Origin of the sequence: Streptomyces sp. NBC_00536 (genome assembly GCF_036346295.1) — a bacterium.
Lineage (GTDB): Bacteria > Actinomycetota > Actinomycetes > Streptomycetales > Streptomycetaceae > Streptomyces.
In genome coordinates, this window is the sequence record NZ_CP107819.1 from 1,624,278 (window position 1) to 1,640,063 (window position 15,786).

Below are 15,786 nucleotides of genomic sequence, written 5' to 3' on the forward strand. Positions count from 1 at the left end.
AAGCTCGAAGGATCCCACCTCACCGTTGCACCGGGAGGAACGAGAATCATGGGTGACAAGACGCAGCAATCCGGGGCCGCCGGCAGGGCACTGACGGCCGACCGCCCCGCTTCGATACGCAATGTGGTGCTGGTCGGCCACAGTGGAGCCGGAAAGACCACCCTGGTCGAAGCCCTCGCCCTGACCGCCGGAGCGGTCGGCCGGGCCGGCCGGGTCGAGGACGGCGCGACCGTCTCCGACTACGACGAGATCGAGCACCGGCGCCAGCGCTCGGTCCAGCTCTCGCTCGTCCCCGTCGCCTGGGGCGACATCAAGATCAACATCCTGGACACCCCCGGATACGCCGACTTCGTCGGAGAACTCAGGGCCGGTCTGCGCGCCGCGGACGCGGCCCTCTTCGTCGTCTCGGCCGCCGGGGGCGCCACGGACGGCGAGGACGGCGTCGGGCTCTCCGGCGCGACCCGGATGGTCTGGGACGAGTGCGCGGCCGTCGGGATGCCCCGCGCCATCGTCGTGACCCACCTGGAGGCCGCCCGCGCCGACTACGGCCGGATGGCCGCCGTCTGCGGGGAGACCTTCGGCGCCGACGACCCCGACGCCGTCCTCCCCCTGTACCTGCCGCTGCACGGACCCGCCGGGCCCGACGGCCACGCCCCCGTCGCCGGCCTGCTCGGGCTGCTCTCCCGGCGCGTGTACGACTACACCTCCGGCGAGCGCGTCGAGCGCGACCCCGACCCCGCCGAGCTGGCCCTGATCACCGGCGCCCGGGCCCGGCTGATCGAGGGGATCATCGCCGAGAGCGAGGACGAGACCCTCATGGACCGCTACCTCGGCGGCGAGGAGATCGACGTCAAGACCCTCGTCGACGACCTGGAGCGCGCCGTCGCCCGGGGCACCTTCCACCCCGTGCTGATGGCCGCGCCCGCCGCCGACGGCGCCCGCCAGGGCCTCGGCACGGTCGAACTCCTCGAACTGATCACCGGCGGCTTCCCCACCCCCCTGGAGCGCCCCGCCCTCGCCGTCACCGACCCGGGCGGCGCCCCCCGCCCCGCGCTCACCTGCGATCCCGACGGCCCGCTCCTCGCCGAGGTCGTCAAGACCTCCTCCGACCCCTACGTCGGCCGGGTCTCCCTCGTCCGCGTCTTCTCCGGCACCCTGCGCCCCGAGGAGACCCTGCACGTCTGCGGCCACTTCCCCGGCGCCGACGGGGCCGCGCCCCGCGACCTGCACGAGGCCGACGAACGCGTCGGCACCCTCACCGCCCCCTTCGGCAAGCAGCAGCGCACCCTCACCCGGTGCATCGCGGGCGACCTCGCCTGCGTGGCCAAACTCACGCACGCCGAGACCGGCGACACCCTCTCCGCGAAGGCCGACCCCCTGCTCATGGAGCCCTGGGCGATGCCCGACCCGCTGCTCCCCCTCGCGATCGAGGCCCACAGCAAGGCCGATGAGGACAAGCTCTCGCAGGGCCTCGCCCGGCTCGTCGCCGAGGACCCGACCATGCGCCTGGAGCAGAATCCGCACACCCACCAGCTGGTCCTGTGGTGCCTGGGCGAGGCCCACCAGGAAGTCGCCCTCGAACGCCTGCGCAGCCGCTACGGCGTCCGGGTCGACGCCGTCCCGCACCGGGTGAGCCTGCGCGAGACCTTCGGCGCGAGCGCCACCGGCCGCGGCCGCCACGTCAAACAGTCCGGCGGCCACGGCCAGTTCGCCATCTGCGAGATCGACGTCGAGCCGCTCCCGGCGGGCAGCGGCATCGAGTTCGTGGACAAGGTGGTCGGCGGCGCCGTCCCGCGCCAGTTCATCCCGTCCGTCGAGAAGGGCGTACGGGCCCAGGCCGCCCGCGGCGTGGCCGCCGGGTACCCGCTGGTCGACGTACGGATCACGCTGCGCGACGGCAAGGCGCACTCCGTGGACTCCTCCGACGCGGCCTTCCAGACCGCGGGCGCCCTCGCCCTGCGCGAGGCCGCCGCCGAGGCCGCCATCCAGCTCCTCGAACCCGTCGCCGAACTCGTCGTCCTGGTCCCCGACGCCTACGTCGGCCCCGTCATGAACGACCTCGCCGGCCGTCGCGGCCGGGTCGTCGGCACCGAACCGGCGGGCCCCGGACGCTCCGTGGTCCGCGCCGAGATCCCCGAGATCGAGATCGGCCGCTACGCCGTCGAACTGCGCTCGGTCTCCCACGGAACCGGCGGCTTCAGCCGCAGCTACGCCCGCCACGAGCCCATGCCGCCGCAGCTGGCGGACAAGATGCGCGAACAGGCAGAGAAGGGAAGCCAGTTGACATAGCGACCGGGATGCCGCCCACCCAACCGGCTTGCGGTGGGCGGTATTTCCCTGTCCCATGACCATCGGGGGGCGACCCTCGCTAGGCTCTTTCAGGCTCGGCGGGGCGGGGCAGAACACAGGTGGCGCACCACAGGTGGCGGGACGCCGGGCACGGCACAAAGGGCACAGCGATGGGGGCAGCGGTGGCGGACGACGGTTTCGACTTCAGGCCGGGGGCGCAGATCCCCCTCCAGGGCGGCGGCGGCCAGACCGCGGCGACCAACGCGCTGGCCTCCGCCGCGTACCGCGACGGCAAGCCGGACGAGATACTCAAAGCCAACAACGAGCACTACGAATCCACCGTGAAGAAGGGAAAGCTCTCCCTCTTCGAGCCCAATTTCGGCGAGGCCTTCTGCCGGGCCGTCGAGGCCCGCATGCTCGGCGCGGGCCGCAAACCCCTGATCCAGTCCTTCGGCGCCGACCCGCAGACCGTCGTCGAGCACTGCCTCGCCGCCACGCGCCTGCGCAAGGAGCGCGACCGCAAGCTCCGGCTGATCATGCTGGTCTGCGGACTGGTCTTCCTTCCCGGACTCCTGTTGTGGCTGGGCCTGTTCCAGCTGCGCAAGACCCTCGCCAAGGACGCGGGCAAGCGCGCCTCCTGGATGGGCACCGCCCTGCTCGTCGGCATCGCGCTGGTGGTGGCCGTACTGATGTTCCGGCTGCCCCTCACCGGCTTCTGGGGCCTCTACCTGCGCGCGATGGTGATCGCGCCCGCCGCGGGCTGGCTGCTGGCCTCCCGCATCGCCGAGGCCGCCGCCAAGGACATGCGCGCCCGCTGGGACGGCCTGCTCGGCGGCGCCTCCGTCGGCGCCAAGATCCCCGAGGCGGTCCCCGGCAACCCGGACGAGACCGCCCGCGAGGACCTGCGCCACCAGCTGGCGAAACTCACCGCCGAGGGCCGCAGCAACTCCGTCTTCTACGCCGGCCCCAAGGGCATCCTCGGCATGGGCACCCGGTGGGGCAGCTGGCAGCTGGCCGAGGACCTCGCCCCGAAGACCGCGGGCACCGAGATCCACCCCTTCCGCAGCTGGGACGTGATCCGCGCGATCCAGGACCAGCTGCGCATGCTGGAACGCGGCCCCCTGCACACCGGCGGCTTCCCGCCGCCCTCCATCACCCACTGGATCGTCACCCCGGTCGGCGAGGGCGCCAAGGAGGTGGCCCGCCCCTCCGGCGCGGACGTGGACACCTTCCTCATCAAGCAGCACGAGATCACCCGGATCTGCAACGAGCAGCAGTTCGGCGCGGGCAACCGGCACTACCTCGGGGTCCAGTGGCCGCTGTGGGACGGCCAGTTGGTGATCACGATGATGGTCACCGTGACCGTGCTCTACAAGACCCTGCGCGTGGACGTCACCGCCCACTCGCTGGGCCCGGTGCACGGCCTGTTCACCACCAAGTCCGCGCCGAAGACCACCGAGGTCGCCAAGACCGTACGGTTCTGGGAGACCGTGGAACGCACCCACGCCCTCGTGGACGCCTCCGAGGTGGTGCGCCTCGCCGTCCGCGCCCCCTTCACCTGGTACCCGCCGCTGCTCGACTTCCTGGGCGGCAAGCTGGTGCTCCCCGAGCCGTTCGGCGTCCGCCACGTGTGGGCCGGTTCGATGTGGCGGCACCGCTTCATGGCCGACGACGCGATGCGCACGGCCACCCCGGTGCTGCGGGCCGTGCACGCGGCCGCCATGCGCGTGCTGGACGAGAACGGCGTCGACACGGAGCGCTTCGCCAACCGCTCGATGATCGTCAGCGGCATGGTCCAGGACGCCTCGCCGCGCAAGGCCGACGCCTACGACGCGTAACTCCCGTAGGCCCGTGGGCCCGTAGGCCCGGAAAACAGGAAGGGCCCCGGAAAACAGGAAAGGCAAGGAGGGAAAAGCTCTCCTTGCCACTCCCAACTTATAGCGCACGGGGGGTCTTGCGGCAAGGCCCCCGCCCTGGGGCAGAATCGCGGACCGAGGCCAGATCCTGCCGAATTGGGAGATTCACCACGTGCGTCTGCTTTCGCCCCTGTCCACCTCCGCGTTCGACCTGCCCGCCGCCCTCGACCCCAAGGCCGACCCGGCGCTGACCGACGGCGACGAGAGGCACTTCGCCGACCTCTCGGCCAGCCTGGAACAGACGATCGCCGAGCTGTCCGACCAGCTCGCGGTCACGCGCAAGGCACCCGGCGGCATCGGCCGCGGAGCCATGGACCGGGACGCGGAGATCCACCGCCTGACCGCCCGCCTGCGCACCCTGCGCCGCTTCGGCCTGGACCTGTGCCTGGGTCACATCGTCCCCGCGGACGGTTCCGGGCCCGTCTACGTCGGACGTCTCGGCCTCACCGATGCCACCGGGCGCCGGCTGCTCCTCGACTGGCGCTCCCCCGCGGCCGAGCCGTTCTTCGCGGCCACCCACGGCAACCCGATGGGGCTGGCGAGCCGCCGCCGCTACCGCTGGACCCGCGGCCGGATCAGCGACTACTGGGACGAGGTGTTCACCGCCGACGGCCTCGAAGGGCGCGCCGCCCTCGACGACCAGTCCGCCTTCATCGCCAGCCTCGGCAGCAACCGCTCGGCCCGCATGCGCGACGTGCTCGCCACCATCCAGGCCGACCAGGACGAGATCATCCGGGCCGGATCCCGCGGCGCCCTCGTCGTCGACGGCGGCCCGGGCACGGGCAAGACCGTCGTCGCCCTGCACCGCTCCGCCTACCTGCTCTACTCCGACCCCCGCCTCGGGCACCGTCGGGGCGGGGTCCTGTTCGTCGGTCCGCACCAGCCCTACCTGTCCTACGTCGCCGACGTCCTGCCCAGCCTCGGCGAGGAGGGCGTACGGACCTGCACCCTGCGCGACCTCGTCGCCGAGGGAGCCGCGGCGGTGGCCGAGACCGACCCGGAGGTGGCCCGGCTGAAGGCATCCGCGGAGCTGGTGAAGGCGATCGAACCGGCCGTCCGCCTCTATGAGGAGCCGCCCACCGAGGGCATGACGGTGTCGACCCACTGGTCCGACCTCTGGCTGAGCGCCGACGACTGGGCGGCCGCCTTCGAGGCGGTCGAGCCCGGCACCCCGCACAACGAGGCCCGTGAGCAGATCCTGGAGGAGCTGCTGACCCTCCTGATGGACAAGGACGACAGCGAGGCCGCCCCCCACCTGGTCCGGCGCTCGCTCCTCCAGGACCAGGACCTGATCCGCACCCTCCACCGTGCCTGGCCGATGCTCGACGCGGCCGAGCTGGTCGCGGACCTGTGGTCGGTGCCCGCGTACCTGCGCAAGTGCGCGCCGTGGCTCGCCCCCGAGGACGTACGCAGGCTGCGGCGCCCGGACGGCCAGGCCTGGACCGTGTCCGACCTGCCCTTCCTCGACGCGGCGCGGCAGCGGCTCGGTGACCCGGAGGCCTCCCGCCGCAAGCGCCGCAACGAAGCGGCCGTCGCCGCCGAACGCGCGCGCCGGGCCGACGCCATCGACAGCCTGCTGCAGAACACCGTGATCGACGAGAGCGAGGGCGCGCTCGGCATGCTGCACGGACGCGACCTCCAGGACACCCTGATCGACGACAGTGCGCTGGACGGCGCCGCGTCCGATCCGCTCGCCGGACCGTTCGCGCACGTCGTCGTGGACGAGGCCCAGGAACTGACCGACGCGGAATGGCAGATGCTGCTGCTGCGCTGCCCGTCCCGCAGCTTCACCATCGTCGGGGACCGCGCCCAGGCCCGGCACGGGTTCACGGAGTCCTGGGGAGAGCGGCTGGAGCGGGCCGGGCTCGACCGGATCACCGTGGCGTCCCTGAGCGTCAACTACCGGACACCGGAAGAGGTCATGGCGCAGGCCGAACCGGCCATCCGGGCCGCGCTCCCCGACGCCAACGTGCCGACGTCCATCCGCAGCAGCGGCATCCCCGTCGTCCACGGACCGGTCACGGACCTGGACGCCGTCCTCGACGGCTGGCTCGCCGAGCACGCCGAGGGCACCGCGTGCGTCATCGGCGCGGGCGGAGCCGGCCTCGCCGCGCGGCAGGAGACCGCCCGCGTCCGGTCGCTCACCCCGGAACTGTCGAAGGGCCTCGAATTCGACCTGGTCGTCCTCATCGACCCGGACTCCTTCGGAGGGGGCATCGAAGGAGCCGTCGACCGCTATGTCGCGATGACCCGCGCGACCCGGCAGCTCGTCGTCCTGACGAGCGCCGGACGATCGGAGGGCTAGCTAGCCGACGGGCCAGGAGTCGGCGAGCATCTGCCGGGTGTCGGCGAGGAGTTGGGGCAGCACCTTGGTGTGTCCGACCACCGGCATGAAGTTCGTGTCCCCGCCCCAGCGGGGCACGATGTGCTGGTGCAGGTGCGCGGCGATCCCGGCTCCGGCGGCGGCGCCCTGGTTCATCCCGATGTTGAAGCCGTGCGCGCCGGAGGCCTTGCGGAGCGCGACCATGGCCCGCTTGGTGAGGTCGGCGAGCTCCGCCGTCTCCAGGGAGTCCAGCTCGGTGTAGTCGGCGACGTGCCGGTAGGGGACGACCATGAGGTGTCCGCCGTTGTACGGGTAGAGGTTGAGCACGGCGTAGACGTGCTTGCCCCGGGCCACGATCAGCCCGTCCGCGTCGGACATCTCCGGAATCCCGCAGAAGGGACAGCCGTCCCCGGCCTCCGGGCCGGTCGGCTTGTTCTCCCCCTGGATGTACGCCATCCGGTGGGGCGTCCACAGCCGCTGGAACGCGTCCTGCGTGCCCACACCGATCTGCTGCTCCGGCTCACTCGTCATGGGATGCAGCATATGACCTTGCCGTGGCGGACGAGGAAGGCCCCCGGGAAGTGATCACTTCCCGGGGGGGCGGACCCCGCGCTGCGGTGCGTACGGATCAGACCTGGACGCGGTCCTGGACGACCTGGACCAGCTTCGCCAGGGCATCGGCCTTGGGTACGCCGTTCTCCTGCGAGCCGTCGCGGTAGCGGAAGGAGACCGTGCCGGCCGCCATGTCCTCGTCACCGACGATGATCATGAACGGGACCTTGAGCTTCTGCTGGTTGCGGATCTTCTTCTGCATCCGGTCGGACGAGGCGTCCACCTCGACCCGCAGGCCCTTCTTCTTCGCCTCGGCGGCGAACTCCTGGAGGTACTCGATGTGCGCGTCGCCGATCGGGATGCCGACCGCCTGCACCGGGGCGAGCCACGGCGGCATGACACCCGCGTAGTGCTCCAGCAGCACCGCGAAGAACCGCTCGATGGAACCGAACAGCGCGCGGTGGATCATGACCGGACGCTGCTTGGTGCCGTCGGGGCCGGTGTACTCCAGGTTGAAGCGCTCCGGCAGGTTGAAGTCGAGCTGCACGGTCGACATCTGCCAGGTGCGGCCGATGGCGTCACGGCACTGGACCGAGATCTTCGGGCCGTAGAACGCGGCGCCGCCCGGGTCCGGGACCAGCGGCAGGCCCTGCTTCTCGGCGACCTGGCGCAGGGTCTCGGTGGCCTCTTCCCAGACCTCGTCCGAGCCGACGAACTTCTCCGGGTCCTTGGTCGACAGCTCCAGGTAGAAGTCGGTCAGACCGTAGTCGCGGAGCAGGTTCAGCACGAAGGTCAGGGTGCGGTCGAGCTCCTCCGCCATCTGCTCCTTGGTGCAGTAGATGTGCGCGTCGTCCTGGGTGAAGCCGCGCGAGCGGGTCAGGCCGTGCACGACGCCCGACTTCTCGTACCGGTACACGGTGCCGAACTCGAAGAGGCGCAGCGGCAGTTCGCGGTAGGACCGGCCGCGCGCGTCGAAGATCAGGTTGTGCATCGGGCAGTTCATGGGCTTGAGGTAGTAGTCGGTACCACCGTCGAGCTGCATGGGGGGGTACATGCCGTCCGCGTACCAGTCCAGGTGGCCGCTCTTCTCGAAGAGGGCGCCCTTGGTGGCGTGCGGGGTGTAGACGAACTCGTAGCCCTCTTCCTCGTGCCGCTTGCGCGAGTAGTCCTCCATGACCCGGCGGATGGTGCCGCCGCGCGGGTGGAAGACGGCGAGGCCGGAGCCGATCTCGTCCTGGACGGAGAAGAGGTCCAGCTCGACGCCGAGCTTGCGGTGGTCGCGCTTCTCGGCCTCGGCGAGGAAGTCGAGGTGGGCCTTCAGCTCGTCCTTCGACGGCCACGCGGTGCCGTAGATGCGCTGGAGCATCGGGTTCTTCTCGCTGCCGCGCCAGTAGGCGGCCGCGTTGCGCATCAGCTTGAACGCCGGGATGTTGCGGGTGGTCGGCAGGTGCGGGCCGCGGCACAGGTCCGACCAGCACAGGTCGCCGGTCTTGGCGTCGATGTTGTCGTAGATGGTCAGCTCGCCGCCGCCCACCTCGACGTCCGCGCCGTCGTCCGAGGTCGCCGCCGAGCCCTTGAGCCCGATCAGCTCCAGCTTGTACGGCTCGTGCGCCAGCTCCTCGCGGGCCGCCTCGTCGGTGACGACGCGGCGGGAGAAGCGCTGACCGCGCTTCTGGATCTCCTGCATCTTCTTCTCGACGGCCTTGAGGTCGTCGGGGGTGAAGGGCTTCGCGACGTCGAAGTCGTAGTAGAAGCCGTCCCGGACCGGCGGGCCGATGCCCAGCTTGGCCTCGGGGAACAGCTCCTGCACGGCCTGCGCCATGACGTGCGCGGTCGAGTGGCGCAGGATGTTGAGCCCGTCCTCGGAGGAGATCTCCACCGGCTCGACGGTCTCGCCGTCCTTGACCTCGTAGGCGAGGTCCTTCAGCTCGCCCGCGACGCGCGCCGCGACGACGGTGCGTTCACCGGGGAAGAGGTCGGCCGCCGTAGTGCCCGTGGCCACCACGCGCTCGTCCCGCTCGGAATCGCGTTGGATGATCACACGGACGTCTGACACCGGTCTCTCCTGACTCAGGGGGTGCGCGAGCGAACACTGCGCGCCTGAATCGTACCGAGCCGGACCGCTCAGCCGCTAAACGGTTACCGCGCGGCCCCCGGCCGCGGGGCGGACGTACCGTATGACGGATGAGCGACACCTCTCTGACCGTCCGCCCGCTGGACCTCGGCGACGACGCCACCGCCGCCGCCGTGCACCGGATCGGCCGGGCCGCCTACACCGTGGAAGTGGAACTGATCGGCTTCGACGGCATACCGGCGCTGCGCGAGAGCCTGGCGGAGCTGCGGGTCCAGCCACTGAACTGGCTCGGCGCGGTGTCGGCGGCCGGTGAGGTCGCCGGTTTCCTCGCCTGGAAGGCGCAGGACGCACCGCAAGCGGAGGACGGGCGCGGGGCGGTCTCCATCGACCGGCTCTGCGTCGATCCGGCCTGGTTCCGCCGCGGGATCGGCTCGCTGCTGCTGCGCCACCTGCTCCGGGAGGTGGACCCCGGCCGCGCGGTCGAGGTCACCACGGGAGCCGCGAACGCGCCCGCCGTCACCCTCTACGAGCGCCTGGGCTTCGTCCGGGGCGCGGACTTCTCCCCCGTCCCCGGACTGGTGATGGCCTCCTTCACCCGTCGTTGAGGTCCCGGTCCCCTTCCGCATCGCCGAAGGGGGGCAGGTCGTCCGAGGCCGGGAAGTCCGCGTACAGGGACTTCATCAGCCGGTCCCGCTCGACCTCGTCGAGCGGGACCGGGGTGATGTCCGCCGCGTCGGTCAGCCGCCGGAAGCCGCCGCGCCGCTGGAGCCGGCCGCTGAGCCGGACCGGCAGCCCGGCGAGGTGGGCGTGGCCCGCCACCCGGTACGCCTCCTCGTCGAGCACGGCCCGGACGTACGGGACCTCCGCGCCCGACAGGACGCGCAGCCGGACCGTGCCCCCGCCGCCCGGCTCCGAGCGCCGCATCCGCACCACCGCCCCGGCGATCCGCACCGGTACGGCGGGCTCGTCCCGGGTGTAGCGGGCCGCCGCCTCGCGCAGCACCGGCAGGTCGCCCGGGGAGAACTCCACCGGCTCCGGGCGGGCCGCGCAGCCCGCCGGGACCCCGGCGGCGGGCGCCCAGGCCAGCGCGATGCGGGCGCCCCCCGAGCCCCGCACCAGGGCGATCAGCGCGTCCGCCAGTTCCCGGCTGACCCCGGCCTCGACGGCGGCGTCGAACGCTTCCATGCCCCCGGTGGCCCGCCGGTAGTCCACGGCCTCGCGGGCCGCGTGCAGCGCGTGGTGGAGGCGGGTCACCGGCCCCCGGCCCCCGTCGACGGGTACGTACGCGGTGAGCCTGCGGCCGCCGGGCGCGGGTCCCACCAGCACCCCGTCCAGGGCCCGTTCGGCCTGCCGCCGGTGCCGGGCGCCGTGGTACCCGGCGCGGGCCCGGTCGGCCAGGGCACCGGCCAGCAGCAGCTGGCGGGCCGCGGTGCGCAGCTGCTCCTGCGCCGACCACGAGGCCTCGCCCCCGGGCCCGTACAGCCCCTCGGCCTCGGGGATCTCGCGGGTCCAGCGGACCTCGTCGCTGGGCACGCTCAGCCCGTAGAGCACCTCGCGCGCCGAGGACAGCCCGCAGCGCGAGAGGGCGGTGAGGGCCTCCTCGACCAGGTCGGCGCAGTCGGGGAAGGCCCGGTCCTCGGGGACGAGCAGGCTGGCCGCGGCCGACCCGGGCGGGGTCCAGCGGCCGTACCGCCCGGCGGGCCCGCCGCGGCGCAGCCAGCCGTGCCTGCGCAGCAGCGCGCCGAGCACGGCGGGGTCCACCTGCGCGGGGTCGGGCGTCTGCGCCCGGTCGAGGTCGACGACGTCCGGCGACGGCGCCGGTTCCAGGTTCGGCCAGTTCATCAAGGCGTCCCTCCCGACCCGACCCGGGTCATGATCTCGCACAGCGCCCGGTCGTCGAAGATCCGCGCGGTCGGTATCCGTACGGTGGTCCGGCGCCGCCCGGTCACGGGGTGGCCGGCCAGGTTGGTCCAGTAGCAGCAGTGCCGCAGGTCGAGCCGGTCGTGCCCGGCGCTCAGCCACTGCGCGCGGTCCCGCGGTACGAGCATCACCACGAGGATCTTGGGCACCGCGGCCGGTGTCCGGGCGAGCTTGACCAGGTGCTCGTTGTCGAGGGTGAAGGAAAAGGTGGGTCCCGGCGGGTTCGGCGGGGTCTGGTAGGTGGCCTTCAACTGCACCTTGACGGTGACCTCGTCGTCGATGACGTGGTCGGGCGAGCCGTGGCTGACGTGCCAGTCGATGCCGTTGTCCGGAAAGGGCTGGGAGAGGGAGCAGCCGGCCGCGGCCGCGACGGCGTGCAGGTAGCCCACCTGGAGGGTCTCCATGCAGGCGGTGGTGGCGAGTGTGCCGCGCAGCGGTCCGGTCACGGTTCCCGGTTCGGTCCGCCCGCGCAGCGCCCCACCCGGTTCGGGATGCGCGAGCGCCATGGCTCCCCATGCCTTTCGGGCTCTGCGTGAGGCGTTGTGCTCATGAGGGCGGGGGTACCGCGCCGCGACAGCGGTGACATGGCGGTGACGATCGCTCACCCGTGCGGTCCCCCAAGGAAGTTGTCTCCGCACCCGGCACCCCGCAAACGGCGTACACGGCAAACAGCACGGGTATCACCGATGCGGGCAGGGGTCGCGCGCCACAGGCGTCGGCGCCCATCTGCCGATCGGGGACGAGGAGTTCGCCATGACGCGCTGGTACGAGGGCCCGCTGGCCGCATTTGACACCGAGACCACCGGGGTGGACGTCGAGCGGGACCGGATCGTGTCCGCCGCGCTCGTCGTGCAGGAGTGTGCGGGCGGCCGGGCCCGTTCCACCCGGTGGCTGGTCAACCCGGGGATTCCGGTACCCCCCGGCGCCACGGAAGTGCACGGACTGACCGATGACCACCTCCAGCGCAACGGACGCTGGCCGGCGCCGGTCGTGGACGAGATAGCGCAGGCGCTGTCGGAGCAGCAGGCCGCGGGCCGGCCGGTGGTGGTGATGAACGCGCCGTTCGACCTGACCCTGCTGGACCGGGAGTTGCGCCGCCACCGGGCGTCGCCGCTGAGCCGCTACCTGGACGACCGGCCGCTGACCGTGCTGGATCCGCGGGTGCTGGACAAGCATCTGGACCGCTACCGCAAGGGCCGCCGGACGCTGACGGACCTGTGCGCGCACTACGGGATAGAGCTGGAGACGGCGCACGACGCGGCGGCGGACGCGATGGCCTCCCTGGAGCTGGTCCGCGCGGTGGGCCGCCGGTTCGCGGGGCGGCTGGAGCGGCTGTCCCCGGCCGAGCTGCACACCTTGCAGGCGGTGTGGCACGCGGCACAGGCGCGCGGGCTGCAGGCCTGGTTCGCGCGCAACGGCACCCCGGAGCCGGTGGATCCGCACTGGCCGCTGCGCCCGGAGATTTCCGCCGCCGCGTGACCCGGGCCCGCGCGCGGGCCCCGACATGCGGAAGGCCGGTCCGTCTTTCGACGGACCGGCCTGTCCCGGTGGGCGATACTGGGATCGAACCAGTGACCCCTTCGGTGTGAACGAAGTGCTCTCCCGCTGAGCTAATCGCCCGGGAACGGATCGAACAATACAGGCCCGGGGGCCGTGCGTTCAAACCGCCTCCGGCCGGCCCGCCAGATGGGCGGCCAGACCGCGCCGACCGGCCCGCATCATCAGCGCGTGGTTGAGGCGGAAGAACGGCCGCCCGGGCACCGCGAGCCGCCGCATCAGGGCCCGGCGCACCTCGACCTCCTGCTCGTACACGGCCCGCGTGCCGCGCCCGCGCGGGCGTACGGTCCAGCGCGCCCACCCTTCGAGGTCGCCGTGCAGGGCCACCTCCAGGACTCCCCCGGCCGGGTCGCGCAGCAGCTCGGTGGCGGTGACCTTGATCTCGTAGGGCAGGAACGAGCGGAAGTACCCGGCGCCGGTGCGCGGCCCGAGCGACTCGACGGCCCGGACCTGCGGCCACCAGCGCGGGTACTCCTCGGCCTGTTCGAGCACGGCGTACACCCGCGCGGGCGGGGCCGCGAGGTCCCACACGCTGCGGAAGCGGTAGTGGCTCCAGTCCATGCGTCCAGTGTGAACTGCCGGGGCCCGCGCGGGTACTCACTCGGGGAATGAGCACGGGCGTGAGCACACCTCTGAGTACGCGCACCCATGTTCCCGGGGCGTGAGCGGCGCCACACTGCGCGGTATGGAGAATCCGCTGACGCCCGCCACGGAGCTGGCGCTCATCGACCGGGAGCTGGCCCACCTCGACGCGCGGCGGCTGCAGTTGCTCGGCCGCCGGGAGTGGCTGGTGCGGCTGCTGAGCGCGCCGGTGGCGCCGGCCGCGGGGGTCTGGGGGCCCGGGCCGTCCTGGACGCCCCCGCCGCCCGCTCCGGTCGCGCGGGAAGCCTCGGCGCCCGGTGCGCAGAACGTGCTGCTGGTGCTGGGCGCGGTGCTGCTCGCGGTGGCCGCGCTCGCCTTCACGCTGGTCAGCTGGGGGTCCCTGGGGATCGGCGGGCGGGCGGTGGTGCTGGCCGTGCTGACCGGGACGGCGCTGGCGGTGCCCGCGGCCCTGCTGCGCCGGGGGCTGGCCTCGACCGCGGAGTCGGTGGCGGCGGTGGGGCTGCTGCTGACCGTGCTGGACGTCTACGCGCTGCACGAGGTGGCCTTCGGGGACGTCCCGCGCGCCTGGTACGCGGCGGGCGCGTCCGCCGCACTGGCCGCGCTGTGGGCGGGGTACGGGATGACCCTGCGGAAGCTGTGGCTGCCGCTTCCGGGCGCCCTGTTCGCGGCCCAGTGGATCCTGCCCTGCCTCGCCTTCTCCCTGCACGTCGGCCGTACGGCGGGCGGCTGGACCCTGCTGGCGCTGGCGGTGCTGAACGCGGGGTTCGGGCTGTGGGACGGTCCCCCGGCCGCGCTGCGGCCGCGCGTCTGGCCCGCGGTGCGGATCCTGGCCGGGGTGTTCGGCGGCCTGACGGCCATGGGCGCCGTCGGCGTCGGCCTGGCGCTGGCCGCCGACGCGGACACCGGGACCGGCCGGCTGTCCGCCGCGGCGCTGCTGGTCACGGTGGGGGCCGCCTGCGTGGCGGTGGCGTGCCGGATCCGCCAGGAGCAGCTCGCGGCGCTGCTCGCCGGGGCGGGCGGCCTGGTGTGGACGCCGGCCGCGCAGACGCTGGTGGTCCCCCGGGGCTCGGCGTGGGCCCAGGTGCTCTTCGTGCTGCTGTCGCTGCCGCTGCTGGCGGCCCTGCGGGTGAGCGGGCTGCCGGTGCGGGTGCGGCACGGGCTGGCGGGGGCCGGGGTGGCGGTGGCCGGGCTCGGCGGGCTGATCGCGTTCCTGCTGGCGCTGCGGGTGCTGCCGGCGCCCGCTCCGGTGCTGGACGCGGTGTGGACCGCGTCGAGCCCGCGGGCGGAGATCGACTGGAGCGGGCCGCAGACCGTGACGGTGGCACTGGTCGCGGCCGGGGTGGCGCTCTGGCTGGACGGGGTGTCCGCGAAGCGCGAGGCGCGGGTGGTCGCGGTGCCGCTGCTGTGGAGCGCCCTGTTCGCGGCCCCGGTGGCCTTCGCGCTGCCGGTGGCGGCGGTGCTCGCGGCCCAGCTCGCGGTGACGGCGGCCGCGCTGGTGGTCGCCCTCGGGTTGGTACGGGCGCCTTCCGCCGCAGGGGTCCGGATCGCGGCGGGGGCGTGCGGGGTGGCGGGCGCCGCGAGCGTGTCCGTGGCCGCGCTGGACGCGCGTACGGCGACCTTCGCGGTGTGGGCGGCGCTGGGCGCCCTGTGCGGCGCGGGGGCGGCGTACGGGCGCGGTCCGCTGGTGCTGCGGACGGTGGCCGTCGTGGTGGCCACCGGGTACGCGGCGGGGCTGCTGCTCGCCCTGGGCGCGGTGCTGGAGCTGCCGGTGCGGCAGTGGCCGCTGCTGCTCCTGGCGGTCCCGGCCGTGGCCGCGGCCCCCGGGCCCCGGGCGGGGGCGCTGCGGGTCCCGGTGGAGGTGTCGGGGGCGGCCGTCGGCGCTCTGGCGCTGGTCCTGGCCCTGGGGGCGGGGCACGCGCCGATGCTCGCGCTGGTGCTGGGCCTGGCGGGCGTGGTGTGCGCGGCCACGGCCGTACGGGCGGACCGGCGTCCGGTGGGCTGGGCGGCGGGGGCGCTGTTCCTGGCGGCCGCCTGGGTCCGGCTGGCGGCGTCGGGGGTGAGCGTGCCGGAGGCGTACACGCTGCCGGTGACGGTGCCCGCGCTGGTGGTGGCGTGGCTGCGGCGGCGCCGGGATCCGGCCGCGGCGTCCTGGGCGACGTACGGCCCGGGGCTGGCGGCGACCCTGCTGCCGAGCCTGATCGCGGTCTGGGCCGATCCGCACTGGACCCGCCCGCTGCTGCTGGGGCTGGGCTGCCTCGCGGTGACGCTGGCCGGGGCGCGGTGGCGGCTGCAGGCCCCGCTGGTGCTGGGCGGGGTCACGCTGGGGCTGGTGGCGCTGCACGAGCTGGCGCCGTACGTCCTGCAGGTGGTCGGCGCGCTGCCGCGCTGGCTGCCGCCGGCCCTGGCGGGGGCGCTGCTGCTGGCGGTGGGGGCGACGTACGAGAAGCGGCTGCGGGACGCGCGGCGGCTGCGGGCGGCCCTCGGGAAGCTGCGCTGAACGGTCCGGAAACGCCAGAGGCCCGGAGACTGTGAAAGTCTCCGGGCCTCTGGTC

General features: G+C 73.5%; 11 protein-coding genes and 1 tRNA gene. 6 read left to right on the forward strand and 6 right to left on the reverse strand.

Going from position 1 to position 15,786, the window contains the following annotated elements; genetic code table 11:
* Nucleotides 1–48 precede the first annotated feature (48 nt).
* The 3 genes from OHS33_RS06860 to helR all read left to right on the forward strand — a co-directional run bounded on the left by OHS33_RS06860 (nt 49) and on the right by helR (nt 6,510).
* Nucleotides 49–2,289, forward strand: a complete 2,241-nt coding sequence (locus tag OHS33_RS06860) for an elongation factor G-like protein EF-G2 (RefSeq protein WP_330329485.1) — start codon at nt 49–51, stop codon at nt 2,287–2,289.
* A gap of 170 nt (nt 2,290–2,459) precedes the next feature.
* Nucleotides 2,460–4,127 carry a hypothetical protein gene (locus OHS33_RS06865; protein WP_330329486.1) on the forward strand — a complete coding sequence of 556 codons (1,668 nt, stop codon included), beginning with the start codon at nt 2,460–2,462 and terminating at the stop codon, nt 4,125–4,127.
* 190 nt (nt 4,128–4,317) lie between these two features.
* Complete coding sequence (gene helR / locus OHS33_RS06870; protein WP_443065253.1) at nt 4,318–6,510, forward strand: RNA polymerase recycling motor ATPase HelR; 2,193 nt, start codon at nt 4,318–4,320, stop codon at nt 6,508–6,510.
* Here helR and OHS33_RS06875 read toward each other — a convergent pair whose 3' ends face one another.
* Nucleotides 6,511–7,071, reverse strand: coding sequence for an HIT family protein (locus tag OHS33_RS06875; RefSeq protein ID WP_330329487.1), 561 nt, complete (start codon nt 7,069–7,071; stop codon nt 6,511–6,513). It abuts the gene before it with no gap.
* 85 nt (nt 7,072–7,156) lie between these two features.
* On the reverse strand, nt 7,157–9,136 hold the full coding sequence (gene thrS, locus OHS33_RS06880) for a threonine--tRNA ligase (protein ID WP_330329488.1): 1,980 nt from the start codon (nt 9,134–9,136) through the stop codon (nt 7,157–7,159).
* 128 nt (nt 9,137–9,264) lie between these two features.
* Between thrS and OHS33_RS06885 the strand changes: the two genes are divergently transcribed.
* Entirely contained in the window at nt 9,265–9,759 is a 495-nt protein-coding gene (locus OHS33_RS06885) for a GNAT family N-acetyltransferase (protein ID WP_330329489.1), read from the forward strand.
* Here OHS33_RS06885 and OHS33_RS06890 read toward each other — a convergent pair.
* Nucleotides 9,746–10,996, reverse strand: coding sequence for a hypothetical protein (locus tag OHS33_RS06890; RefSeq protein ID WP_330329490.1), 1,251 nt, complete (start codon nt 10,994–10,996; stop codon nt 9,746–9,748). The two genes, OHS33_RS06885 and OHS33_RS06890, sit on opposite strands and share 14 nt — an antisense overlap.
* Complete coding sequence (locus tag OHS33_RS06895; protein ID WP_330329491.1) at nt 10,996–11,580, reverse strand: DUF4365 domain-containing protein; 585 nt, start codon at nt 11,578–11,580, stop codon at nt 10,996–10,998. The genes OHS33_RS06890 and OHS33_RS06895 overlap by 1 nt, the downstream gene beginning before the upstream one ends.
* Before the next feature lie 247 nt (nt 11,581–11,827).
* Between OHS33_RS06895 and OHS33_RS06900 the strand changes: the two genes are divergently transcribed.
* Nucleotides 11,828–12,553 carry a 3'-5' exonuclease gene (locus tag OHS33_RS06900; protein ID WP_330329492.1) on the forward strand — a complete coding sequence of 242 codons (726 nt, stop codon included), beginning with the start codon at nt 11,828–11,830 and terminating at the stop codon, nt 12,551–12,553.
* Between the two features lie 69 nt (nt 12,554–12,622).
* Here OHS33_RS06900 and OHS33_RS06905 read toward each other — a convergent pair.
* A tRNA-Val gene (locus OHS33_RS06905) sits at nt 12,623–12,694 on the reverse strand.
* A 39-nt stretch (nt 12,695–12,733) separates the two neighbouring features.
* A complete protein-coding gene (locus OHS33_RS06910; protein ID WP_330329493.1) occupies nt 12,734–13,192 on the reverse strand; it encodes an SRPBCC family protein in 459 nt (152 codons plus the stop codon).
* 124 nt (nt 13,193–13,316) lie between these two features.
* Here OHS33_RS06910 and OHS33_RS06915 point away from each other — a divergent pair, with 124 nt between their 5' ends.
* Entirely contained in the window at nt 13,317–15,731 is a 2,415-nt protein-coding gene (locus OHS33_RS06915; protein ID WP_330329494.1) for an SCO7613 C-terminal domain-containing membrane protein, read from the forward strand.
* The last annotated feature ends 55 nt before the right edge of the window (nt 15,732–15,786 follow it).

Bases quoted from the DNA above. Each gene is read 5' to 3' on its own strand.
- OHS33_RS06860 (WP_330329485.1), top strand. From the start codon at position 49: ATGGGTGACAAGACGCAGCAATCCGGGGCCGCCGGCAGGGCACTGACG.
- OHS33_RS06865 (WP_330329486.1), top strand. From the start codon at position 2,460: ATGGGGGCAGCGGTGGCGGACGACGGTTTCGACTTCAGGCCGGGGGCG.
- OHS33_RS06875 (WP_330329487.1), bottom strand. From the start codon at position 7,071: ATGCTGCATCCCATGACGAGTGAGCCGGAGCAGCAGATCGGTGTGGGC.
- OHS33_RS06885 (WP_330329489.1), top strand. From the start codon at position 9,265: ATGAGCGACACCTCTCTGACCGTCCGCCCGCTGGACCTCGGCGACGAC.
- OHS33_RS06890 (WP_330329490.1), bottom strand. From the start codon at position 10,996: ATGAACTGGCCGAACCTGGAACCGGCGCCGTCGCCGGACGTCGTCGAC.
- OHS33_RS06895 (WP_330329491.1), bottom strand. From the start codon at position 11,580: ATGGCGCTCGCGCATCCCGAACCGGGTGGGGCGCTGCGCGGGCGGACC.
- OHS33_RS06900 (WP_330329492.1), top strand. From the start codon at position 11,828: ATGACGCGCTGGTACGAGGGCCCGCTGGCCGCATTTGACACCGAGACC.
- OHS33_RS06910 (WP_330329493.1), bottom strand. From the start codon at position 13,192: ATGGACTGGAGCCACTACCGCTTCCGCAGCGTGTGGGACCTCGCGGCC.
- OHS33_RS06915 (WP_330329494.1), top strand. From the start codon at position 13,317: ATGGAGAATCCGCTGACGCCCGCCACGGAGCTGGCGCTCATCGACCGG.